Source organism: Alteromonas sp. ABH4_456 (assembly GCF_056160645.1).
Genome location: NZ_JBSWXO010000016.1, coordinates 26,694 through 51,990, shown reverse-complemented (window position 1 = coordinate 51,990; position 25,297 = coordinate 26,694). Strand labels below are relative to the sequence as shown.

The 25,297-nt window shown below is 48.4% G+C and carries 14 protein-coding genes; all 14 read right to left on the bottom strand.

Going from position 1 to position 25,297, the window contains the following annotated elements:
* Nucleotides 1–11 precede the first annotated feature (11 nt).
* Entirely contained in the window at nucleotides 12–1,937 is a 1,926-nt protein-coding gene (gene uup, locus ACXAG2_RS18955; protein WP_474869593.1) for an ATP-binding cassette ATPase Uup, read from the bottom strand.
* Nucleotides 1,934–2,167: a glutaredoxin family protein gene (locus tag ACXAG2_RS18950; RefSeq protein ID WP_474869590.1), complete on the bottom strand. Its 234-nt coding sequence runs from the start codon at nucleotides 2,165–2,167 to the stop codon at nucleotides 1,934–1,936. The genes uup and ACXAG2_RS18950 overlap by 4 nt, the downstream gene beginning before the upstream one ends.
* Nucleotides 2,164–4,263, bottom strand: a complete 2,100-nt coding sequence (gene rlmKL / locus ACXAG2_RS18945; RefSeq protein WP_474869588.1) for a bifunctional 23S rRNA (guanine(2069)-N(7))-methyltransferase RlmK/23S rRNA (guanine(2445)-N(2))-methyltransferase RlmL — start codon at nucleotides 4,261–4,263, stop codon at nucleotides 2,164–2,166. The genes ACXAG2_RS18950 and rlmKL overlap by 4 nt, the downstream gene beginning before the upstream one ends.
* A gap of 69 nt (nucleotides 4,264–4,332) precedes the next feature.
* On the bottom strand, nucleotides 4,333–5,340 hold the full coding sequence (gene pyrD, locus ACXAG2_RS18940; RefSeq protein WP_474869585.1) for a quinone-dependent dihydroorotate dehydrogenase: 1,008 nt from the start codon (nucleotides 5,338–5,340) through the stop codon (nucleotides 4,333–4,335).
* 62 nt (nucleotides 5,341–5,402) lie between these two features.
* A complete protein-coding gene (locus ACXAG2_RS18935) occupies nucleotides 5,403–10,241 on the bottom strand; it encodes an NAD-glutamate dehydrogenase (RefSeq protein WP_474869583.1) in 4,839 nt (1,612 codons plus the stop codon).
* A gap of 174 nt (nucleotides 10,242–10,415) precedes the next feature.
* A complete protein-coding gene (locus ACXAG2_RS18930) occupies nucleotides 10,416–12,743 on the bottom strand; it encodes an efflux RND transporter permease subunit (RefSeq protein WP_474869580.1) in 2,328 nt (775 codons plus the stop codon).
* Nucleotides 12,744–12,752: 9 nt separating this feature from the next.
* Nucleotides 12,753–13,784: a WD40/YVTN/BNR-like repeat-containing protein gene (locus ACXAG2_RS18925; protein ID WP_474869578.1), complete on the bottom strand. Its 1,032-nt coding sequence runs from the start codon at nucleotides 13,782–13,784 to the stop codon at nucleotides 12,753–12,755.
* A 72-nt stretch (nucleotides 13,785–13,856) separates the two neighbouring features.
* Nucleotides 13,857–15,218: a DUF1329 domain-containing protein gene (locus ACXAG2_RS18920; protein ID WP_474869575.1), complete on the bottom strand. Its 1,362-nt coding sequence runs from the start codon at nucleotides 15,216–15,218 to the stop codon at nucleotides 13,857–13,859.
* Nucleotides 15,219–15,228: 10 nt separating this feature from the next.
* A complete protein-coding gene (locus ACXAG2_RS18915) occupies nucleotides 15,229–17,289 on the bottom strand; it encodes a DUF1302 domain-containing protein (protein ID WP_474869573.1) in 2,061 nt (686 codons plus the stop codon).
* A gap of 202 nt (nucleotides 17,290–17,491) precedes the next feature.
* Nucleotides 17,492–17,719 carry a DUF2835 family protein gene (locus ACXAG2_RS18910; RefSeq protein WP_474844184.1) on the bottom strand — a complete coding sequence of 76 codons (228 nt, stop codon included), beginning with the start codon at nucleotides 17,717–17,719 and terminating at the stop codon, nucleotides 17,492–17,494.
* On the bottom strand, nucleotides 17,712–20,306 hold the full coding sequence (pepN, locus tag ACXAG2_RS18905; protein WP_474869571.1) for an aminopeptidase N: 2,595 nt from the start codon (nucleotides 20,304–20,306) through the stop codon (nucleotides 17,712–17,714). The genes ACXAG2_RS18910 and pepN overlap by 8 nt, the downstream gene beginning before the upstream one ends.
* A 22-nt stretch (nucleotides 20,307–20,328) precedes the next feature.
* Complete coding sequence (gene nhaC, locus ACXAG2_RS18900; protein ID WP_474869569.1) at nucleotides 20,329–21,804, bottom strand: Na+/H+ antiporter NhaC; 1,476 nt, start codon at nucleotides 21,802–21,804, stop codon at nucleotides 20,329–20,331.
* 14 nt (nucleotides 21,805–21,818) lie between these two features.
* On the bottom strand, nucleotides 21,819–23,153 hold the full coding sequence (locus ACXAG2_RS18895) for a sodium-dependent transporter (protein WP_474869567.1): 1,335 nt from the start codon (nucleotides 23,151–23,153) through the stop codon (nucleotides 21,819–21,821).
* Nucleotides 23,154–23,257: 104 nt separating this feature from the next.
* A complete protein-coding gene (gene prc, locus ACXAG2_RS18890) occupies nucleotides 23,258–25,297 on the bottom strand; it encodes a carboxy terminal-processing peptidase (protein WP_474869565.1) in 2,040 nt (679 codons plus the stop codon).

The window sequence follows — 25,297 nt, the reverse complement described above, 5'->3', positions numbered from 1 at the left end:
TATAATCCTAATTACTGCTGAGTGTCTTCCAGCATGCTTTCCAGTTCATCCCAGCGCGCATATTTCCGGGATAGGGTTTCTTCTATTTCTGATAACGTGGCCAGAGTTGCGGCTGTGCTGTCGGCAGTTTGTTTAAAAAACTCAGGATCATTCACTTGTTCCTGTAATTCTGCTAACGCGGTTTCCAGCGTTTCTATCTCTGCAGGCAGAGAATCCAGTTCACGTTGATCTTTATATGATAACTTTTTCGTCTTGCGTACTGAAGACTTTGGCTTAGGACTGTCAGAAACCGGTTTAGTTTCATCTTTTACCTTTGCCTCTGCAGTTTTCTGTGCTGCATTTTGCTTATACCAGCTCTCCACATCTGTGAAGCCGCCGATAAATTCTTTGAGCTCACCCTCGCCTTCAAACACCAGGCAACTGTTAGCGACGTTATCCACAAACTCACGGTCGTGGCTGACAAGTAATACCGTGCCTTCATATTCATTCAGCAAGGTTTCCAGCATTTCCAGCGTCTCAACGTCCAGGTCGTTGGTCGGTTCGTCAAGCACCAGTAAATTGCTGGGTTTCAGCATCAGCTTTGCCAGCATCAGACGGTTTTTCTCACCACCTGACAGGGATTTTACCGGGGCATTCACCCGCTCCGGGGTAAATAAATAGTCCTGCAGATAACTGATCACATGTCTGGGGTGGCCATTTACCATCAAATCACGCTTTCCGTCACCTACAGCGTCAATGACTGACTTCTCAAGTTCCAGGCCGTGGCGATGCTGATCAAAATACGCGACTTCCAGATTAACGCCCTGGCGGACGTTTCCGGATTGCGGAGCCAGTTCACCCAGTAACAACTTGATAAGAGTAGATTTGCCACTACCGTTCGGGCCGATGAACGCTAATTTATCACCCCTTAACAGGTTTAGGTTAAGGTGTTTAATAATGGCTTTCTCACCGTAACTGTAACTGGCGTCAGTTACCTCGAACACCATTTTACCTGAGCGGGAACCGGCATGTTGTGCTACAACGGCATTGCCCTGGGTTTCGCGACGGGCTTTACGGGTTTCACGAAGCTTTTTAAGTGCCCTTACTCTGCCCTCATTACGGGTCCTGCGGGCTTTAATGCCCTGACGGATCCACACTTCTTCCTGAGCGAGTTTCTTATCAAACTCTGCATTCTGAGCAGCCTCGATATCCAGATCCTGCTGTTTCTTTTCCAGGTAGGTGGCGTAGTTACCGGGGTAACTGGTCAGCGAACCGCGGTCGAGATCCACAATACGGGTTGCCATGTTGCGAATGAATGCACGATCGTGACTGATAAAAACGATTGCACCGCGGAACGCCGTTAAGCTTTGTTCCAGCCAGCGAATCATTTCAATATCAAGGTGGTTAGTCGGCTCATCAAGAAGCAATAAGTCGGGCTGACGCACCAGCGCTCTGGCCAGTGCCGCTTTTCTTCTCCAGCCACCGGACAGCGTGGACAAAGACATGTCAGCATCCAGTTTCAGCATGGTAAGGGTTTGTTCTATTTGCTGCTCGAATTGCCAGGCATCACGGCTTTCGAGCGCTTCCTGCAGGTGTTGCAGTTTATTCAGGTTAGCTTCGGAAGGATCTTCCGACACCTTACGGGTCTGATGAAAATACTGCTTAAGAATATCGCCCACATCGGCAAGCCCTTCGGCCACATAGTCAAACAGTGAGATATCAACAGTTTGCGGAGGATCCTGTTCGAGTCTCGCAACAATGGTTTTACTGTCGATAATACGCTGCCCGTCGTCAGCGATAATGTCTCCGGCCAGCACTTTCATAAGCGTGGATTTTCCACTGCCATTTCGTCCGACCAGGCACACCCGTTCTCCGGGTTGAACCACTAATTCAACGCCATCCAGTAATGGCGGATTACCGTAGATAACGGTGATGTTTTTTAACTGAATTACACTCATGATAAAAAGGATTCTGCCTGTTCTACGTCAAAAGGCCAGCCAAGTTCGGCACCGGTATCCATGCGTTTGATCACAGGAATACGGACTGCATACAGATGATACAGGTTTGCGTCCTCGCGGATGTTACATTTTGTAATGTCCAGCGAAGGCGCCTGGTGAGTTTGTGCCAGCACATCACTGGCAAGATCACATAAATGACAACCCGGTCCTGTATAAAACGCTAATTTCACTTCTTCAACGTCCAGCATTGGTGAATATTTGCATGACGGGCGAAATCTTCCGGAATAGTCTTTGCGGTAATATCTTCAATGTCTTTATATCCGGCTCCGGCTAACGCATCAGTATCAAGTTTGAAGCCCCGGCGGTTATTCGAAAACATCACTTCACCGCCGTCATTCAGACAACGGAATGCATCTTTCAGCAAAGCAACGTGGTCGCGCTGAACATCAAAGGTATCCTGCATACGTTTTGAATTTGAAAACGACGGCGGATCGATAAAAATAAAATCGTATTTGCCGGGGTGTGTTTTGAGCCACGTCGTACAATCAGCCTGAATAAAGGCATTGGCGCCTTTCACTTTATTCAGTGCCATGTTGTCTTTCGCCCAGTCAAGATAGGTTTTCGACATATCGACAGTAGTCACAGAACGGGCACCACCCAATGCAGCATGCACAGAGACACTGCCAGTATATGAAAACAGGTTCAGAACATCTTTATTTTTCACCCGTTGTGACACCAGTTTACGGGTGTCACGGTGATCCAGAAATAATCCTGTATCAAGATAATCTGTCAGGTTAACCAGCAGTTTCGCACCGTTTTCATAAACAGTCAGCCGATCACCTTTCTGATCCATTTTTTCGTACTGGTTTTTACCCTTCTGCTGACTGCGCACTTTTAACGCAATTTGATTCGGGTTTGTGCCGGTTACTGCCGGCAAATGCAACAGCACTTCCTGTAAGCGGCGACGTGCTTTGTCTTCAGAAATTGTTTTCGGTGGCGCATATTCCTGCACAACAAGCCAGTCACCATACACATCAATAGCCACATTGTAATCAGGCAAATCGGCGTCATAAATACGGTAACAGTTGGTGTCCTGTTGCTTTACCCAACTTTTCAGCTTTTTAAGATTCTTTTTCAGCCGGTTAGCGAATTCGTGATTCACCCCGTCTGACCCAAATTGCCGGCAGTTGTCTTCATCCATGACATAATTAACCAGCCGGCATTCCAGCTTGCCGTTATTCATGCCGTAGTCTTTTGACGAGCGCAGTTTCATCATTCGCAACAAATCGCGGTTGCTGCTGAGCAGGGACACATGCCAGCCTGACCAGGCCGCTTTCAACTGCTTACCCAGTTCTGAAAAGGTCGGGATAAGGTCTGTGAGTTCGCCGAGCCGTTCGCCATAAGGCGGGTTACTCACCAGATAACCGGCTTCTTTAACCTGAGGTTCCGCTTTCAGCGCATCGCAGCTATCAAAATGAATATCTTTAAATACACCGGCCTGATCGGCATTCGTCCGTGCAATATTGATGAGCTTACGGTCAATATCTGTAGCAGTAATACGAATATCACAGGGCTTTTGTGCTGCCAGAGCATCATCGTTAATCTTGTCCCACAGAGGCTGGTTATGTTGCAACCAGCGACTGAAGCCCCAGTAACTGCGTTTGATGCCGGGAGCAATATTTCTGGCAATGTACGCGGCTTCAATAGCGATGGTGCCCGAACCACAGAACAGATCCGTGAGCGGTTTATCTGTGTTTGCTGTCCAGCCTGAGCGGATCAGCATGGCGCATGCCACGTGTTCTTTTAACGGTGCCTCACCGGTTTTCGAACGGTAAGCTCTCTGGTGAAGACTGTTTCCGGACATATCCAGGCCGATGACCACATTGTCCCGGTGTACGCGGGCCCAGATAGGAAAATCTGAAAATTTCTTTTCTACAGACGGCCGTTGATCTAACTCTTCCATAAACTGATCAACAATGGCGTCTTTTATTCGCACAGCACCGAACTGAGAATTTTTAATGGCATGGTTGGTGCCGTTGAACTGTACACTCAACGTGTCACTGGCCCGCAGGTGTTGCTGCCAGTCAACGGATGAAGCGGTATCGTATAAAGATTCTGCTGAGTCACACTTTCCTTCGGCCAGCACCCAGATAACACGGTTCGCCAGCCTGGACCATAAACAAACGGAATAGGCCTGTTCAAGGGTGCCGGTAAACGTTACTGTGCCGGGCGATAAGCGACAAGCAGTATCAGGACAAAGCGCTTCAATTTCAGCTTTTAACAGCTCATCCAGACCACGGCTGGTTGTAACAATAATTTGATTCATAACACTCATAGAAACTGCACACGTTCTGCACCCGCGCAGTGATTAAAAATAATCGAAGTAAAAGGGCTTTTACAGCGCCTTTACGATGTTTTTCACTAGTGACGGCCCCTGATAGATAAACGCCGAATAAACCTGTACCAGCGAAGCGCCGGCGGCGAGCCGGTCTTTTGCAGTCTGCGCGTCATGAATACCGCCCACGCCGATGATAGGAATTGCGCGGTCCAGTGCAGCAGACAATTTGCGTGTCACATCCAGACTCATTTCCGTCAGAACATCGCCACTTAAACCGCCGGCTTCATCAGCGTGTTTCAGTCCCTGAACACTGTCACGGCTTAGCGTGGTATTTGTAGCAATCACTCCGTCCATTTTACTGTTGATCAGTGAACGGGCGATGCTTTCAATTTCATTATCCGCCAGATCCGGCGCGATTTTGATGAACAGGGGCACATATTTACCATGTGTCTGACACAGCTTTTCCTGTGCATCTTTCAGACCGTTAAGCAGTTTATCCAGTGCTTCGCCATACTGAAGATTACGCAGTCCAGGCGTATTGGGAGATGAAATATTCACTGTCACGTAGCTAGCGTAAGGATACACTTTGTTCAGACAAATGAGGTAATCATCAATGGCATTAGCTTCTTCGGTATCTTTGTTTTTACCGATGTTAATTCCCACCGGCCCTTCGAAACGGGACGCTTTTACCTGACTGACCAGATGATCCACACCGTGGTTATTAAAACCCATGCGGTTAATGATAGCGTGCTTTTCAGGCAGGCGGAAAATACGGGGCTTGGGGTTACCCGGTTGCGGTCGGGGTGTTACTGTACCGACTTCTACGAATCCGAAGCCCATGCTGCCAAACGCATCAATACATTCGCCGTTTTTATCCAGACCCGCAGCCAGACCTACCGCATTTGGAAATGTGATCCCGGCAACTTTTACCGGCTTACTGATAGTTTCATTACTGTACAGTAATTTCAGCGGCGTATGCTGGGTTCTGTGCAGCCACTTGATGGCAAAATCGTGGCTTTTTTCGGGCTCGCACTGGAGCAAAATTTTCTGGGCGATGGATTGCATGGTCTTTCTCTAAGAAAAAGCCCTGTCAAAACAGGGCTTCGTCGTTTCTGAATAGGCGTATTCTAATGGCTAGACTTGGCGCTTAAAAGCATCAATTCACGTAAAGCCACAGAAAATTTCGCAAATTCATGTGTAGAGCTGGTTTTGAACTCTGACATCATGTGATACCAGCGTTTCAGCAGAGCCTGATTATTGTCCATCCAGCTTTGCAGAATTTCGTCGGCATCTTTGCTGTCAGGACGCGACTGTAACAAGTTCAGCGTAATGGAGCGCTGTTGCCAGTCAAGCTCTTCACGGTAGGACGCTCTTGCCAGGGCCTGCCAGTGGTTACTGACGTTCTGGTTGGTAATTTGCGCCAGGAACCAGTGCAGTTCAAGTTTCGCGCCCAACTGGAAGTACAACTTGGCAATGACAGATGTATCATGGCTGTCTGTTTCATCAATTTGCGCCAGGTCGAGACTGGAGAACAGATTCGAGAAACTGGACACCTGCGTGGCAATATCTTCCGGTACACCTTTATCAACCAGTTTCGCCGCCTCTTTCTGCAAGGAAGCATATTCATCAGCGACCAGATAATTTTGCATGTTACTGGCAAGGTTATCAAAGGTACCGCGGTAAGCTTCAATCGCAGAATGTATACCCAGAGATTTATTGCCGTGACGGATATACCAGCGCGCAGTGCGGCGCATAATACGACGGGCACTCTCCAGAATTCTCAGTTGCAGATCAGCGTCGATGACATTGTCCAACGCTTCAACTTTGCGCCAGAGCGGATCGATATTGAAAATACCTTTCACCACCGCGTAAGCATCAGCAATTTCATCCACCGTTGCTCCGGTCTCTTCCTGCATACGGAACACGAAATTCAGGCCCATATCGTTGACAATGTTATTGGTCAACTTGGTCGCGATAATTTCGCCTCGTAGCGGATGCTGCTCCATCTGCTCCGGATACTTGTCACGCAGTACCGGCGGGAAAGCATTGACCAGCAGTTTACCGTGATACGGATTCTCCGTGATCTCCGGAATATTAAATGCGTCTTTGAGTACCATTTTGCCGTAAGCAATCAGCACACTCAGTTCCGGACGGGTAAGTCCACGGTCTTTCGCCACGCGATCTGAAATTTCATCATCGGTAGGAATAAATTCCAGTTCCCGGTTAAGACGTCCTTCACGCTCCAGTCCATGGATGAACCGCAGCTGTTCTTTAAGTTGCGACACACCTGCCCGTTCTGTAATGGAAATCGACTGGGTCTGACGGTAGCAATCTTCCAGCACGATTTTGGCCACATCATCGGTCATATCGTACAGCAGTTTGTTTCGCTGTTTAACGGTTAAATCACCGTTACTCACCAGGCTGTTAAGCAAAATTTTAATGTTAACTTCATTGTCTGAGCAGTCCACACCGCCCACGTTATCAATAAAGTCGGTATTCACGCGGCCGCCGTTTGCGGCATATTCCACACGACCAAGCTGCGTCAGACCCAGGTTACCGCCCTCGCCTACAATTTTCGCCTTAACGTCTTTACCGTTAACACGTAAATCATCATTGGCACGGTCACCCACTTCAGCATGAGACTCTTTAGTACTCTTAATATAAGTACCGATACCACCGTTCCAGATCAAATCGACAGGCATTTTGAGAATATTATGAATAAGCTCGTTCGGCGTCATCGTCACCTGACGGGTACCCAGCCATTTTTTCATTTCCGGAGTAAGCTTAATAGACTTACTCGCACGGCTGAAAATACCACCGCCTTTAGAAATCAGCTTACTGTCATAGTCTTCCCAGCTTAATCCCGGGTTTTCAAACAGGCGCTTACGCTCTTCCCAGGTGGAAGCTGCATCCGGATCAGGATCGAAGAAAATGTGCAGGTGGTTAAACGCAGCAATTAACCGGGTGTGTTTTGACAGCAACATACCGTTACCGAATACATCACCGGCCATATCACCTACACCCACTGCGGTGAAATCTGTCGTCTGACAGTCGATACCCACTTCACGGAAATGGCGTTTAACCGATTCCCATGCACCACGGGCTGTAATCCCCATTTTCTTATGGTCGTAGCCCACACTGCCGCCGGAAGCAAAAGCGTCACCCAGCCAGAAGTTATATTCTTCAGAAATGCCGTTTGCGATATCTGAGAACGTAGCCGTGCCTTTATCAGCGGCAACAACCAGATACGGGTCGTCTTCGTCGAGGCGTACCACATCTTTGGGTGGCACAACTTCGCCATTTACAATGTTATCTGTGATATCCAGCAGGCTGCGGATAAACGTACGGTAGCACGCCTGACCTTCTGCCTGGAATGCCGCTCTTCCGCCTGTTGTTGGCAGTTTTTTGCAGACAAAACCACCTTTTGCGCCCACAGGCACAATAACGGTATTTTTAACTTGCTGGGCCTTCACCAAACCAAGGATCTCAGTACGGAAATCTTCCTGACGGTCAGACCAACGCAGACCACCCCGCGCCACTTTGCCGCCCCGTAAATGCACACCTTCCACACGGGGACTGTACACAAAGATTTCAAATTTAGGCAGTGGCAGCGGCATTTCCGGAATCATTTCCGGCATCAGCTTGAACGATACATACGGCTTTTCGTTGCCGGCATCGTCGCTCTGGTAGAAGTTAGTGCGGAGTGTCGCCAGCATCATATCCAGATAACGACGGATGATCCGGTCGTCGTCCAGGTTGCTGACGTTATCCAGCGCTACTTTGATTGAATCAAGCAGCGCTTCTTCTTTTTTCTTACTGCGCTTTTTAAACGGGTCGAAACGTATGTCAAAAAACTCCACCAGTTTCTTAGCAATGTCAGGATAGGCAGACAGCGTATTGGCAATGTAATCGCGGCTGAAAGAGCTGCCTGTCTGACGCATATATTTTGCGTAGGCACGGAGAATGGTCACTTTACGACCGGTCATGCCGGCACCCAGGATCAGGCGGTTAAAGGCATCATCTTCCAGTGTGTTTGCCCACACCTTGGCAAACGCATCCTGAAACAACGCCTGCGCCTGCTCCATGTCCAGGTCTTTACCGGACTTATGAAGCATGGTGAAGTCCATTACCCAGTTCAGCGACGAATCGGCGCAATTGACTTTGTACGGACTTTCATCGATAACGCGCAAGCCGAAATTTTCCAGCATAGGTAACACGTCAGACAGGTGAATAGGCTCTGCTCGGTGGAACAGTTTCAGTTTAACAACCTGACTGTCAGCACTTTCTTCCTGCGGACGGTAAAACAACATATCCAGTGTATGGTCATCACTCAGTAATTCGAGTTTTTCCATATCAATCAGGGCAGCGCTGGGCAGGTTCTGTTCCATATAACTGCGGGAAAAAGCATTGGTATACTTGCGTTCCAGTGCTTTACCTGATGCTTCACCATGGGCTGCCTTTATGGCAGATGCCAGACGGTCATTCCAGGTTTTGGTGAGCTCAATGATGTTTTGCTCGATTTCCTTCACATCGTATTCCACATTGTTGTTTTTGACGCGGGCGATATAGTGCGTTCTGGCGTACACAGATTCAGAGAAGAACGTCGTAAATTCGATTTCTTCTTCAGTGCCAAATGAGCGCTGCAGCAAGTTCTGGGTATCTTTACGCAACTGGGTGTTGTAGCGCTCTCTGGGCACAAACACCATACAGGAAATAAAGCGGCCAAATACATCCTTGCGAACGAACAACCGGGTAATGCCCCGCTCCTGCATCTGGAAGATACCCATAATGATTTGGGCCATTTCCGCAGCAGGAGTTTGCAACAACTCATCCCGTGGATAAGTTTCAATAATGTTCACGAACGCTTTGTACGCGTGGGTACCCGGCTCATAGCCGGATAACGTACAGATTTCTTTAATTTTTGACGCCAGCACCGGCACTTCAGTGGCACTTGAGTTATAGAAAGAAGCACTGAACAGACCGAGGAAACGGTGTTCACCGACAACAGCACCATCGCTGTTAAAAACCTTCACACCCACATAATCCATATAGGCAGGACGATGTACCCGTGAGCGTGAATTGGTTTTAGTCAGCATCAGCGGATTCTGACTCAGGGCTTCAGCCCGCGCAGACGACGGTAAATTAGAAATCAGACGCTCACGATCGCTGACAGACTTTTTCATCAGCCCCAGGCTGCTGTCATTATCAGGGATCCAGCGGTAATCACCTTCAATGGCACGGGCGTCGTAATAACGGTAGCCCATCATGGTGAAATTATGATCAGCCAGCCAGCTTAAAAACTGCAGAGTCTGGGCTTTCTTATCGGCATCTACCGGCCAGTTGTGTTTGTCAGCACCTTTAATAACGGTTGCCAGCTTGCCCGACATGGACTGCCAGTCTTCAACCGCAAGGGAGACTTCATCAACCACTGAACGAAGCTCTTTGGTAAGTTTATCAATGTCTTTTTTCGCGGTCTGTCTGTCGATTTCAATCAGCAGCACGGTTTCTTTAACTGCCGCTTTGGTTTTCTTGCCGCTTTCGTAAAAAGCTTCCACCTGCCCTTTATCGCCACGTTTCAGCCAGATGGGGCTGTGCAACATGAGATGAGAAGTAATATTCAGGCGGTTCAGCGACATGCGCACGGAATCAACCAGAAACGGCATGTCCCGCACGATAATTTCAACGATGGTATGGCTTGAATGCCATCCATGTTTGGCGATTTCAGGATTGAAAACCCGGATATACGGTGACGACGGATCGAACGAGGAAAACTCGTTCCACAAACTTAATGTAGCCCCGTAGAGGTCGCTGTCGTTGCGATCTTCCAGGTCATCATTAGAAATTGTCTGGAAAAGATGTTGGCCGAATTGTTTAACCAGCGCATTTTGCTGCGCATCGACTTTCTTTTCGATGAGTGAGAAAACATTATCAAGCAGCACCGACTGCCGCTGTGAGGTGACTGTCATGGTTTAACCTTTATTAGTCGTAAGTGCACAGAATCCTTACCTATTTTCGCTAATCTCCGGCCTTATTGAAAGAGGAGTTTTAACGCTTTATTAACAGCATAGATAACTATGCAGAAAACGCATAAAAAAAAGGGCCAAACGGCCCTTTTTTGTAGTTACTTATGCAAAAATATTTTATGCATCAGGGGCGTTTTTACTTAACCAGAGGAATCTGGACAGTGCCGGCAGCACAATAATCGCACCCAGCATGTTCACGAGGAACATAAATGTCAGCAAAATACCCATATCCATCTGGAATTTCAGTGAGGAAAACACCCAGGTGCTCACACCAACTGCCAGTGTGATCCCCGTGAAGAGTACTGCACTTCCCCGCTCTTTCAGTGCATCCAGGTAAGCCTGTTGCACTGTCTCACCGGATTTGAGTTTATGACTCATGGTAGAAAGTATGTAGATACCATAATCCACACCAATGCCAACACCCAGTGCGATTACTGGTAGTGTAGACACGGTCAGCCCGATTTGCAGGAAAGTCATCAGTGCCTGTGCCAGCACCGACACCACATAAAGTGGCAGTACGACAGACAAAGTTGCTCTGACAGAACGGAAGCTTATCAGGCAAAGTACAATAACCGCACCAAACACGTATACCATCATCGGGCCCTGAGCCGCTTCCACGGCTTCATTAGTCGCCGCCATTACGCCTACAGGTCCGGAGGCCAGTTTGAACTTCATGTCGTCGGTTTCATATTCTTTACGGAATGCTTTCACAGCATCAACCACGTGAGAAATAGTTTCAGCTTTGTGATCTTCCATAAACAAAATGACCGGCATTACCGAACAGTCTCCGTTTAATAAACCGGACGAAGTAGGTACCAGCGAAATATCCTGCGCCAGAGTCTGCTGATTCCGGGGTAGTACCTGCCATTTGATATTACCCTCGTTGTAACCGGCATTGACGCCTTTTGCCACTGACGCCAGCGAGACAGCCGATTGCACACCCTCAACGTTAGTCATCTTCCACTGAAAGTCGTCCATTGCACGCATGACACCGTACGATGTGCAGGCTTCCGGCGTGGTTTCTACTACCACCGACAGATAATCAACGGTCACCGAGTATTTGTCGGTGATCAGGAAAGTATCCTGGTTATAGCGGGAACTCTCCTGTAAAGACGGCGCACCGGCATGTAAGTCACCTATCTTCATTTGCTGAGACTGTATCAAGCCGAAAATGAATAAGGCAGTCGTCACAGCCATGATGATAATGGCCGGTTTTTTGTGAGTGCAAGCTGCAATCGCATTCCAGAAAGCAGTGTTCCGTTGTTCTTTTTTATTGAACTGCTGAACATATTTGTCATCCAGCTTCAGGAAGCTCATCAGTACCGGCAGCAAAATAAGGTTGGTCAGAATAATGACGGCGACCCCCATGCTGGCAGTAATGGCCAGTTCCCGGATAATGCCGATATCAATAACCAGTAAAGTCATGAAACCTACTGTATCGGAAAGCAGAGCAATACCGCCGGGTACAAGTAAAGCGCGGAATGCACTCATGGCTGCATGTTGCGCGCCCATGCCCGCAACCACCTTTTTCTCCACAGCGTTAATCATCTGCACGCCGTGACTCACACCAATGGCAAATACCAGGAAAGGCACCAGAATCGACATAGGGTCAAGACCGAATCCCAGCACAGTCAGTAAGCCCAGCTGCCAGACAACAGCTACCACAGAACAAATCAAGGGTAGCAACGTCATCATGATACTGCGTGAGAAGAAGTAAACCATTACAGCAGTGATACCCAGGGCTATGGCGAAGAAAAGCACCACGTCTTTTGCGCCATTTGCCACATCACCAATCATTTTGGAAAAGCCGATGATATGGATGCTGACCTTATCCGATTCAAACTGGCCTCTGACCTGTTGTTCCAGGTCATCTGCGACTTTGAGCATATCCAGCGGTGCGCCGGTTTTCGGGTCCAAATCAAGTAACTGCGCAGTCACCATGGCACAACTGTAATCGTTGGATACCTGGCGGCCAACAATTTTAGCCTTTTCCACATTGGTAGCGACCTGCTCCAGTGCTGCCGGCCGTGATGAATCGAAATCCGCAGGGATAACCGGCCCGCCGGAAAAACCCCCTTCCACAATTTCAGTAAAACGGGTAGACGGGGCAAACAGGCTGACAACCAGCGAACGGTCCACACCGTTGATAAAAAACAACGCATCATGGACTTGTTGCAATGTGTCCATAAAGTGCTGGTTATAAATATTCCCGCTGGTATCACACACAGAAACCAGTACGCTGTTAGCACCACCGAAATCACTGCGGTGAGCCATGTAGGTTTTCATGTATTCATGATTAAGCGGCACATTTTTCTCGAAACCGGCGTCCAGATGCATCATCGACGCCTGATAGCCAAGATACACTGTGGCCAGCAGAAAGAGTCCGACTACAACTTTCCGGTATCCGAAAATTAGTCTTTCTAAAAGCGAGGTAAAACTTGCCATGTCAGTGTTTTAATCCATATCCAGTTGTTTGATACCATTCGCCGTGACAGCGATAAGATGACCGTTAAATCGTGCAACGCTGACGATGCTTGCTTTGTCCTTAAGTTGTTCGCGGCTGAGACCGTCAACCGGCTCACAACTGTCTGCTGGCCCCCAGGGATCGAATTCTCTTGTTTCCAGCGATGCCGGTACTGAAATCATCATCCCGTTATTGCCAAACAGGCGTACACGCTCACCGGCCGGTAAAATCTTATTCAGCGAACCTGACAGACAGGTCGGTACGTTTTCCCACTCACCTGTCCCGCGACGGACAAAGGTGTGTCCCCGCAGGCCGGCGATGACGATTGTGTCATCTGCTGTCTCAGCAATGTCAAGAAAAGACCCTTCATAGGTGGTATCCATACGGGTCCATGTTTCTCCCATATTGTCACTCATGGCGACCAGGCCCGCTTCACCGACAAGGTAAAGGGTTTCTCCCACCTGCTCCAGTTTATTCAGGTGAGGCAAAATGGCGCGGAGTTCCTCTTCGTAGTATTCCGGTGTATCCCGCTTTACTTCATCAAGATATTCCTGATCGTAGGGATTGAGTAACGTAGCGTGCAGCTCCCGGTTCCAGGTTTTACCGCCATCACGGGTGCGGAAGAATAAACCGTAAGCCCCCGCAGCGACGCCATGCTGACGATCAAAAAAGAGTATATCGAGAAAGGGCTTTTCCAGCTCAGGGGCAGACATTTGCACTGTCCACGTAGTGCCCCGGTCGGATGAATGCAATAGGGTTGCATCATGCCCGGCCACCCATACATCGTCGCCAACAATATCCACCGCTGTCAGGGTAGCAGTAACAGGTACAGCCTGCTGAACGAAGTTTTCGCCGTCTGATGACGTCAGAATATGGCCTCTTTCCCCGGCCACAACTACGTAGTCTGCGGTATCGATATCGAGCAGTACTGATTTCTCTACCAGCGGAGCCTGATAAGCTTCCTGAGCATGGACAGAAAACAGTGCCGACAACGCGATAATCGCCGCCAGAGTGCTTTTCATAAGTCTTATTATCCTAATAGCGCAGAACAATACAAAAACGGTTGGCACTGCCAACCGTTTGATTCTGTAGAATTAACGGCCTTCCCGTCTGAGAGCCTGAGATGTGAATTCGGCTTCACGTGGCTGGATAGTGAAATCATACATTTTTTCTTCGTTATCCAGACCAATTGCCAGGTAACGACGGGAATTCAAATCATGATACACATCCAGTGTAGACCATTGGGTCGGCACATCATAGTAGTTCACACCGTACGTCATCGCGACGCGGTACAACTCACCATTCTTGTCGTACATGTCTGCTTCCTGAATCTGCCAGCTGTCTTCATCAAGGAAGAAAACACGTTTCTGGTAAATGTGACGCAAGCCCTCTTTTAAGGTTGCCTCAACCACCCATACACGGTGCTTTTCCCAGCGGGTCAGATCCGGATTGATGTGGTTAGGTTGCAAAATGTCTTCATACTTCACCTGATCGCTGTGCAACTTGTAGTTGTTGTAGGCAACGTACATTTCTTTTTTGCCTTTCAGCTCCCAGTTGTAACGGTCAGGAGAACCATTGTACATATCGAAGTCGTCTGTAGTACGCAGACCATCGGCCTCGGTTCCCGGTGTATCATAAGCAATTTGCGGAACACGGTTCAGACGTTTACGACCCGTATTATACTTCCACGCTTCACGGGGCTCTTTCACCTGGTCAACGGTCTCCTTAACCAGAAGAATATCGCCGGCAAGTCGGGCTGGCTCAGTGATTTTCTGTTTGAAGAAGAACAGAATATTATCTTCTTCAAGTTCTTCCGGCTTCGCATTTTCATTGGAATATTTGATCAGCAGTTTCTCGTCAAAACCAATGAGATTGTAATCACCGGATGATGTTACAGCAGCCTGACCGCCAAAACGCTGAACAGCCTGACCGCGATAACGCAGAATGTGATTCCAGATTGCTTCCAGACCATTTTGCGGTACAGGGAACGGAATGCCCGTTGCCGCACCTTTGATACCGTTTCCGGATTCAATCAGTGATGCACGGGTTGCATTTGCTTTGGTCGCATCATAAACAAACTGAGGGTTAGACGCTGAGCGGCGGCTTTCATAAACCGGCATACGGTATGTATCCGGATAGGTTTCGAACAGCTTTTTCTGACCGTCAGACAGAAAGTCCGCATACTCTTTATAATTTTGACCTGTGATCTCAAACAATACCTGATCACCCGGATAAGGGTCCGGATGATGATCACCTGCAGAGTAACCGGCCGGTGCGGCTGTTATCCCGCCGGTATAAGTCGGAATGCTGCCATCAGCATTGGCAGCAGCCTCACCACCCAGTGGTGTCAGGCTGTTACCCAATTTATCGGCTTCTGCCTGAGAAACTGCCGCCATAGCTGTAGATGACAGCGCTACCGATAACGCAGCAGCAATAAGACCTGCTTTTCTTAACATACGATACCCCTTAAATCGAATACTTGATGTTGAAAGATACAAAATCACGATCTGACAGCTGGTTTGTTGTACCCACACCACCCCAGAATGCACTGTAAGATGCAGTGGCTGACCAGCTGCTCAGATAATTAAAGGTAAATGCCAGACTGGCTGATTTTGAATCTTCGAGGAAAACATACAACGGATCGGGTGTTGTCCCTTTCACATCATGTGAGAACGTTGCACGGGTTTGCATATTTACGCCTGAGAACACGTTGTTGAAATCAGCAACGGCCAGTAAACGGTAGCCCCAGGCATCATCTGTAGCAAACGGGTTTGTTTCAGGTCCGTTTGATAAACCTGTGTGTAAACCAACACGTGGATTGCCGTCTTCGCCGGGTTCAAGTGACGGCGTTCTGCCAGTACCCGGTGCGTTCAGACGCAATACTGAAGGGTCCGGAAAATCGACGATATTTACATAGCCAACTTCACCCAGAACAATCAGGTTATCTGTACCCAGTGCCGGACCAAATACCTGAGACAAGGTAAACTGAGCCTGCCAGGTATCTGAAAATACAAAACCTTCTGCTGTTTCACCCGGTCCCACTGCACGGCCGATGTTATTTAACTGAGAAATACCGGATAAATCAGGACGGTAGCCTGTGTTAGCAAGCTGTTCCGGCATACCCATGTAGAGTAATTCAACATCGTCAATTTGTAACGGTTCATCAACACGGTAAGCAAATTCACCGGCCAGTGCCCAGCTCTCAATGTTGGTATTGAAACTGAAGCCGTACAACTGAATGTCTTCAGGATAATAGAACTTCGCTTCAGTGAACGCTTCCAGCTGAGTAATGTTATCTTTAGTGATTTCTGTGGTCGCCAGCATAGCCAGATCTGACGCAATACCTTCCTGCGAGAAATCAGACGTAATACCGGAAATCAGCGGACGCTGACTGTGATAATTAATGTGGTAGAAACTGAGTTCACTGTCGTTCAGCAGTTCTGAGAACCAGGTAAGACGAATACCGTATTGACCCTGATCGTCTGCATCTTCATGAGCAGCGTCTGAATAACCGCGAACTGCCACTTTTGTGGGATAAGCCAGATATGCCTGTCCGATTGTGGAAGCATCAGTACCTGCGCGTAAAGCAGAACCCAGGCCGTTTAATGAGCTCAACAGGAAATCCAGGTCTATATCCGGGTTACCGGTAAAGCCGAGCTGAATATTGTTTGCCTGACCACCCTCACCGGCAAAATCGTTTGTCGCGAAATAGCTGCCCGCAACCGGTAACCAGCTGCGCTCCCAGCGATACTGGTAATAGGCCGACAAACTGACCGTATCAGTCAGACCCAGAGAGGCATACACCATACCCACAGGAATGAACACTTCTTTTAATTCAGCACCCGGAGCACGGGCGCGGTTTACATCCACGGGGTTAGTGGTATTGATACCGTGCTGGATAAACGTACTCTCACCCCAGCTGATCACCTGATCACCTACACGGATTGAGAATGGTTTATCATCAATCCAGAAATCACCGTAGAAATACGCATCCAGGATACGGAAATCTTTACAGAGTAAATCATCAGCTTCCGGTGCTGCACATAAATCGGGTGTTCTGCCGGTGATGGGGTTCGCGGCGACGTTGTCGTTATCATTCTGAACAAAGTCATAGAACCAGAACGCACGGGTAAAGAAACCCCAGTCACCCATGTTAATGTCTAAATCGTGGTTACCGGATATCTGGGTAGAAAAGGCTTTACCCGGATCCCAGGACAAATCTCCCTGGTCATTATTTGATGAATAATCACCGTTCGCCTGCGCCCAGACATCAGCAGGCTGATAAATCACATTCGTTGCAGCGTTATAACCGGACCAGTCAAACTGGGGATGGTTGCTGTTACCGATTAATTTATAGTCTCTGTCTTCAGCACGGATACTGGTCGCCAGCGTAAACGTGGAATCCAGTGATACTGAAACATCTCCAAATTGCCAGTTTGCGGCTAAAGCCGGAGAGGCGGCACCAAGTAAGGCAATGATACCAGCGGCAACTGGTGTCTTTTTAAATGTGCTATGCCTAATTGTCATAGTTTTTATTCTCCTGATCCAGCGCATACGATAACAGGTAGCGACGCGCAGACGTGTGACCAACCAAGGTAGTTAACAAAATGATTACATCATTTTCCCTGTTTCGCAAGAACTAATCGTACCAGTTAACACTAGTAATAACATTTTTCCTTTCAACTAGTTATTGAACAAAAGTGGCAAAATCGCCAGTTTTTAGCTGAAATTATCTTAATCGCTCGAAGGATTTTATTTTATTTTCGGGGCTGACGAGGAGCCGGAACCGGCCGGTAAGACCGCGGCTGTCGACGAAGGGACGAAGCCGGCTTACAGGTATTTGTACCCTTTTGCCGGATTCTGAAGTGAGTACAGCAGAGGCGCCGGCGCTTTCATAAAACGCCTGACACCGGCTGTAGGATAAGGAGAGAGTAAAAAAATAGGTAGTATCAGTCACGTTTTTCGTAGGCCAGACTCTTACTGACTTTTTCAAACACGTCTTTACTTAAACCTTCATGGTTCAGCAACCGTTGCAACTGGGCTTTCATGAGTTGCTGGTGCACCGGCGCATAATTTTGCCACTGTGTAAGTGGTGTAACGATGCGTGAAGCCACCTGAGGGTTCTGTTTATCAAGTTCAATCAGATAACTGGTTACGTATTCATAACCGCTGCCGTCTTCAGCGTGAAAACCGGTGGAATTGTAAAAAGCAAAACTACCGATAAGTGCGCGGACCCGGTTCGGATTACCGATACTGAACTGAGGGTGCGACTTAAGCATGGTGATGTGTGCCAGAATATCTTCCCGCTCAGTGGTAGCGTGCAAAGCGAACCATTTGTCCAACACCAGAGGTTCTTTCTCCCAGCGCTGACCGAACTGGGTCATTAAGTCACTGAAGAGTTCCCCGTCACAGATTTGCGCTGCCTTTAACGATGCCAGAGCATCAGTCATATTGTCGGCACTGTCGTATTGTGCCCGTATAAGCGAAGTGCCATGAGATGTGCGGGCAAGATGGCCGAGTACCACATTCTTGCAACGGCGGGCATTCACATTACGTTGATCGTAGACGTAGTCCGTGGTTTCGATAGCCTGCCACACAGCAATCAGTCCGTCATGTAACGCGTCAGCAAACTGCTGGCAGAATGCTTCTCTGGCTGCACACAGTGCCTTAACGTTTATCTGGCTGCGGCTCTGACACAAGGTTTCAAAGCTGGGCACCGATAAACACTCGCCAAGCAGCTCATGATTAGCCTTTTCATCATGTAACACTTCACGCAGATAATCCCAAACCGTATCGGGGATGGCTGCGCCCTGCTCTATTTCACCGATACACCAGTCGTAAAGCGACTGCATGGCATCCCAGCGATTAAACGGATCATCAGCAAAACGGAAAATCTGCAGTAATTCTCTGGCAGATAAAGGGTTATCTACCCGCACTGGCGCAGAGAAATTCCCCAGCACAACGGGTAAACAGGACTCAGGAACATCCGAAAAAGTCAGAGACACTGATGGCTTGTCCACGATCACCAGTCCATTCTGTACCAGGCTTTCATCATCGCTGTAGTGATGACCATTGTCGTCAATACATTCAAACGCCACAGGAATATACAGGGGCTGTTTTTCTGCCTGATCTGCCGTCGGCGGTGTGTGCTGTGACAGCGTAATGTGCAAAGTACGCTTCTGTTTGTCATAAACCCGTTCAACGGCCAGGACCGGTGTACCGGACTGACTGTACCAGCGTGCGAAATGACTGAGATCTTTTTCTGTTGCAGTCTGCATAGCTGCAACAAAATCGTCGCAGGTAACTGCCTGACCATCGTGACGCCGGAAATACTCATCCATGCCCTTTCGGAAGCCCTCAGGGCCGAGAAGCGTATGGAACATGCGGATCACTTCAGCGCCTTTATCGTATACCGTCACTGTGTAGAAGTTATTCATTTCAATCACTTCATCAGGACGGATAGGATGGCTCATCGCACTGGCATCTTCAGCAAACTGATGTTCCCGCATCACACGTACATGCTTTATCCGGTTGCTTAGCGCTGAAGTCATGTCGGCGCTGAATTGCTGATCACGGAAAACAGTGAGACCTTCTTTCAGGCTCAGCTGGAACCAGTCACGGCAGGTGACGCGGTTGCCGGTCCAGTTGTGGAAATATTCGTGGGCGATGACAGATTCTACGTTGAAAAAGTCGTCGTCAGTGGCACTGTCCTGATCCGCCAGTACAAATTTGCTGTTGAAGATATTCAGGCCTTTGTTTTCCATGGCGCCCATATTGAAGAAATCCACGGCGACAATCATGTAGATATCGAGATCGTATTCCAGACCAAAAGTGTCTTCGTCCCACTTCATCGCCCGTTTCAGAGATTCCAGAGCAAAATGACCCCGTTCACGCTTACCTTTATCCACATACAGCTCAAGCTTAACGTCGCGGCCGCTGGTGGTCCGGTAAGTGTCTTCAAGTAAATCAAAATCACCGGCCACTAACGCAAACAGATAGCTGGGTTTAGGATGAGGATCTTCCCAGGTAACCCAGTGAGTCCCGTCGGCTTCTTCCCCTGAATCCACAGGATTACCATTTGCCAGTAACGTGGGATATTGCTTTTTATCGCTGCTGACAGTGACGGTATATTTCGCCAGTACATCGGGGCGGTCAATGAAATAAGTAATGCGGCGGAAGCCTTCTGCCTCGCACTGTGTACAAAATACGCCATCAGAAAGATACAGGCCATCCAGTGCCTGATTGTTTTGCGGGTCTGTTTCTGTCTCGATGACCAGTTCAAAACTGTCAGGTACATCTTTCAGTAGTAATCCGGCATCCTGTAAATCATAGGCGGTATAAGGCTGCCCGTTAACGCTTACAGAATGTAAAGTGAGTTTTTCGCCATCAAGGAACAGAGGTTCATTGTGATTCCCTGCTCTTTCTACTGTGGATTTCGTTGTAATACGTGTGGCGACAGGATGCAGTTTTACATCCATGATTACCCGTGAAATGGTAAAAAGCGGCGGCTGGTAGTCCAGCCGGCGTTTTGCATTGACGCTCATAAGTACTCCTTAAAAAAGAAAGTTATGCGCGCTCCCCGTCGTCCTCTTTGCGCTCGAAGGGAGGGTCCAGGCGAAGAATTTTGATGCCCAGATACGCATAAATAATCGCGAGGACAGGATTAATTACGTTAAAGAAAGTATAGAAGATGTATTCAAACGGATGCACCATTAATACGCCCTGCATGTAAGCACCACAGGTGTTCCAGGGAATTAACGGTGATGTCAGTGTGCCGCCGTCTTCAAGGCTGCGGGACAGGTTAAGCTGGTTCAGTCCGCGCTTTTCAAATTCCTGTTTGTACATACGGCCGGGCATAACAATCGACATATACTGATCAGCCGTTACCAGATTTGTACCCAGGCAGGTAAGAATCGTCCGGCTGATCATGTCACCGGCAGACTTCGCACCATGAAGAATTGCACTCACTGCCCGCTTAAGCAGGCCAACCCGCTCAAGTACGGCACCAAATGACATCGCGCAGATAATCAGCCAGATAGTATTCAGCATTGATGACATACCACCACGGCTTAGCAGCGCATTTAAGTTTTCATCCGGCGTGGAAAAACTGACACCGTCGAACAATGCAGTCCACACCACTTTCAGCGTACCGATGGCCGGAGAATCCTGCGCGTCCGCCATGCCGGCGACCACATCGCCCTGAAACACCACGGCCCAGATACCACCAAGCAGCGCACCGATGGATACCGCCGGAAATGCCGGCATTTTCTTCACCGCCAGCGTCAGTAACACGACCAGCGGAATGAGCAGATACCAGCCCAGAGAAAATGATTCACCCAATAATGTCTGCATTTGCTCGATGCGCTCAAGAGAAGCAGCATCGGACTCACTGAAGCCAAGGATAACAAACAGGATTAAAGCAATAATAAAGCTGGGGATCGTTGTCCAGAGCATGTAGCGGATATGTTCAAATAAATCCGTTCCCGCCACTGCCGGTGCCAGATTCGTTGTTTCTGAAAGAGGTGAAATTTTATCGCCAAAATACGCGCCGGAAACAACAGCGCCTGCTGTAATTGCTGCCGACATATCCATTCCGGATGCCACCCCCATCAGGGCAACACCGACGGTGGCCGCTGTGGTCCACGAACTGCCGATACTCATTGCCACTACAGCACAAATCAGACAGCTTGCAGCATAGAAGAAAGACGGGTTAAGTAGCTCAAGCCCGTAATAAATGAGTGTGGGAACGGTACCGGCCAGCATCCAAGTACCGATCAGTGAGCCTACTGCCAGCAAAATCAGGCAGGCGCCCAGTGACATGGAGATCCCTTTAACGATGCCTGCTTCGATTTCCTTCCAGCTATGGCCATTTTTCATGCCGATGATAGCAGCGAGGCCGGTACCCAGTAACAGAGCAATCTGGTTAGGACCAAAAGATGAATTGTCGGAGAACAGATAAACCGCACTGCCCATCATGATGACCAGTGCAACAATAGGAATAAGCGCATCCGTCAGTGACGGGCCTTTAATCGTTTTATTCATTGTAGTTATTACTCTTATAAGACAGAACGGACGAACATCAGCAGGATGACTACCGGACAAACAAATTTCACATACCAGGGCCAGATTTTCCAGAACAGACTGTATTCTGCATCAGCAAAACCTTCTTTCAGTTCCGCCAAAATAGCATCTCTGCGCCAGACCCATCCGGCAAACAGACACAATGCAAATCCGAGTAGAGGCTGACTGTACTGGGTAGTCGCAGCAATGACCAGGCCAAACAGACTTTCAAAATTAAGAATGATGATACAACTGGCAGCAAAAATCAGTGCAGCCATGATCCATACAGCACGGCTTCGGGGCTGTTTGCGGTTCTCAACCAGATAAGCAACAGGCACTTCCAGCATAGAAATTGAAGACGTTACAGAAGCAATAACCATCAGGGCAAAGAACGCCACGGACACCAGTACACCGACAGGGCCGATAGACTCAAACAGGGCCGGCAATACATTGAATATCAACTGGTCCCCGTCCATTAACGCGCCGGTTTCAGTAAAAATTTCTACGCCATTATTCAGCGCCACATACATAGCGGGAATGATGAGCATACCGGCAATAATTGCTACACCGATATCAACCAGTGCAACCCATGCACCTATTGAGGGCAGATTTTCCTGCTTAGACAGATAAGAACCGTAAACCAGCATAGTACCGACCCCTAAAGACATAGAGAAAAAGGCCTGCCCCATGGCGCTGATTAATAAGTCCGGATCGAGAATGCGTGAGAAATCAGGTAAGAGATAGGCTGCCCAGCCTTCACCGGCCCCGGGTTGAAAGCTTACATAGACAATCAATGCCAGGATGATCACAACCAATGTCGGCATTAAACGCACTGACCATTTTTCAATGCCTGACTTTACCCCGCCCAATACGATAGAAGCGGTCAGTAACATAAACAGGCCGCAAAAAATCATATTGCGGCTGTCAGAGAACCCCATCAGCCAGACTGAAGTCTCTTCAAGACCAGCGGTTTGCACAATGCCGTCAGCGAAATAAGCCAGCATCCAGCCACCGACTATGCCGTAGAACGCCAGAATCATGGATACAGTGACACAGCCCCACAGGCCGGTAAGCGTACCGGAAATATTACCTGAGATATTCGTCAGCGCGTCCACCATGTTCGCACGGTTGGAACGGCCAATAATGAGTTCAGCCATCAATACCGGATAAGCCAGTACGAACGCTAAAAGAAGATAAACAAGTACAAATGCTGCGCCGCCGTTAGTGGCGACTTGCGTGGGAAAGCCCCAGATATTTCCGAGACCGACGGCGGAACCGGCAGCAGCCAGTATGAATCCGATCCGTGATGAAAATTCACCTCGCATTGCCATGGATGTATTCCCTTTATTATTGTTTTAATCGTTTGTTGTCGTGTGATTTTTATTATAGGTACAAAAAAGGGGCTGGCCCGGCACCAGCCCCTGTAGTATGTATTTTATTGTTGATGTATTGCGTATTTACCGGTGTCTAACATGTCGAAAGTGATGTTAGCCGCTTCATCCAGGAAAGGATCCAACTCTTCAAGCTCATCCGGTAAATCGTCCAGCGATTCAACCGGCTCCTCGCCCATACGTGCCAGGCGCTCATTGGCCCGTTTCAGATCATTCTCACGGGATTCTTCTTTCTTTGATTCCCGTTCTGATTTCACCAGTGACACATATTTTTTGTCTTTATTCTTTTTGTACTCGTCAATATCTTCGGCGAGATACATAAACTCAGGATCTTTCAATACCCGGGCATTGTGCTTGGCTGCCAGCACATCCAGTGCGCTCTGGCTGTCGCCAAAAGTGGTATAGTTAGCGCGGTCAATGCTGTCCCAGGGTAATGCATTTTCTTCCTGGCTTTCACCCCAGTCTGCCGGATCAATGGGCGACGGATACTTAATGTCCGGTACGACACCTTTGTGCTGGGTGCTGCCACCGTCGATACGATAGAATTTCGCAATGGTAAACTGCACACTGCCCAGCGGGTTGTCATACAGGTCGTAAATCCGGCCAAGTCCGCGGTGCTGTTGAACGGTACCTTTACCAAAGGTTTGCTCACCCACAATCAAAGCACGGCTGTAATCCTGCATCGCAGCCGCAAAGATTTCAGATGCAGACGCACTGTAACGGTCAACCAGTACTGTTAACGGACCATCGTACGTTACTACGCCGTCAGTATCACGGTTAACACTCACCTTGCCTTCGCCATAGCGAATTTGAACTACCGGTCCTTTTTCAATGAACAGTCCGGTGAGTAACGTCGCTTCTGTCAGCGAACCACCGCCGTTACCACGTAAATCGACAATGATGCCTTTGACGTCTTGAGCTTTCAGTGAATCCAGTTCTTTTTTCACGTCAGCATGCAGGTTGTTATAGAAACTGGGAATTGTGATAACGCCTAACTTTTCACCGGCATACGGGCCGGTTTCCGGCTCATAAACCTCAGATTTCGCAGCGCGGTCTTCCAGCTTGATTTTGTCACGGGTCAGACTGACCACAGACATGGCTTTGGTATCTGACGTGCCTTTTTGTACTTGCAAACGTACGGTACTGCCTTTGGGTCCTTTAATGAGATCAACAACCTCATCCAGACGCCAGCCTACGACATCCACGAACTCTTCGTCGTCCTGCGCCACACCAATAATTTTATCTTCCGGTTTCAGCGCATTAGATTTATCAGCAGGGCCGCCCGGTACAATGCTTTTAATTACAGTAAAGTCATCTTCTGCTTGAAGTACAGCACCAATACCTTCAAATGACAGGTTCATTTCCATCTGGAAACGGTCGGCATTTCGGGGAGACAGGTAACTGGTATGCGCTTCAACGCTGCGGGCAAAAGAGTTCATAACCGTCTGGAAAACGTCTTCACTCTCAGCTTGCTTCAGTCGCTTAATGGCACGGGTATAACGCTTGGTAAGTAAGTCTTTTGCTTCCTCCCAGGTTTTATCCGCCATAATCAGATTAAGCGCATCGTATTTAACCCGCTGACGCCACAATTCATCCAGCTCTGTTTCTGTGGTTGGCCATGCTGCGTCTTCACGATCGTAATAGAATTTGTCGTCAGCTTTTTCAAAATTGAAAGGCTTGTCTAACAGGCTTAACGCAAACTCAAAGCGCTCAACACGACGTTTTGCACTTTGATTATACATATCATAAGCGATAGACAAGTTGCCGCGACTCAACGCTTCATCAAAAGAATCACGGTACTTTTCGAAACCATCCACATCTGACTTCAACAAAACCTGTTTGTTGTTATCGAGAGAACGGAGAAAACGGTCATAGATTTTTTCCGACAAAGCGTCATCCAACGCAATTTCCTTGTAGTGCGCTCTGGTGAACAAAGCACTTACCCTTTTTGCAGCTACACTGTGTTGTGTTTCCTGCTGCAGAACGGGTAAATCTTCTACCTGTTCAGTGGTAGTAGTTGCACCGGCGCCAATGCCAACGGTTAAAAATGCACTGGCAATGGAAATGCGAAGGATTTCTTTCAT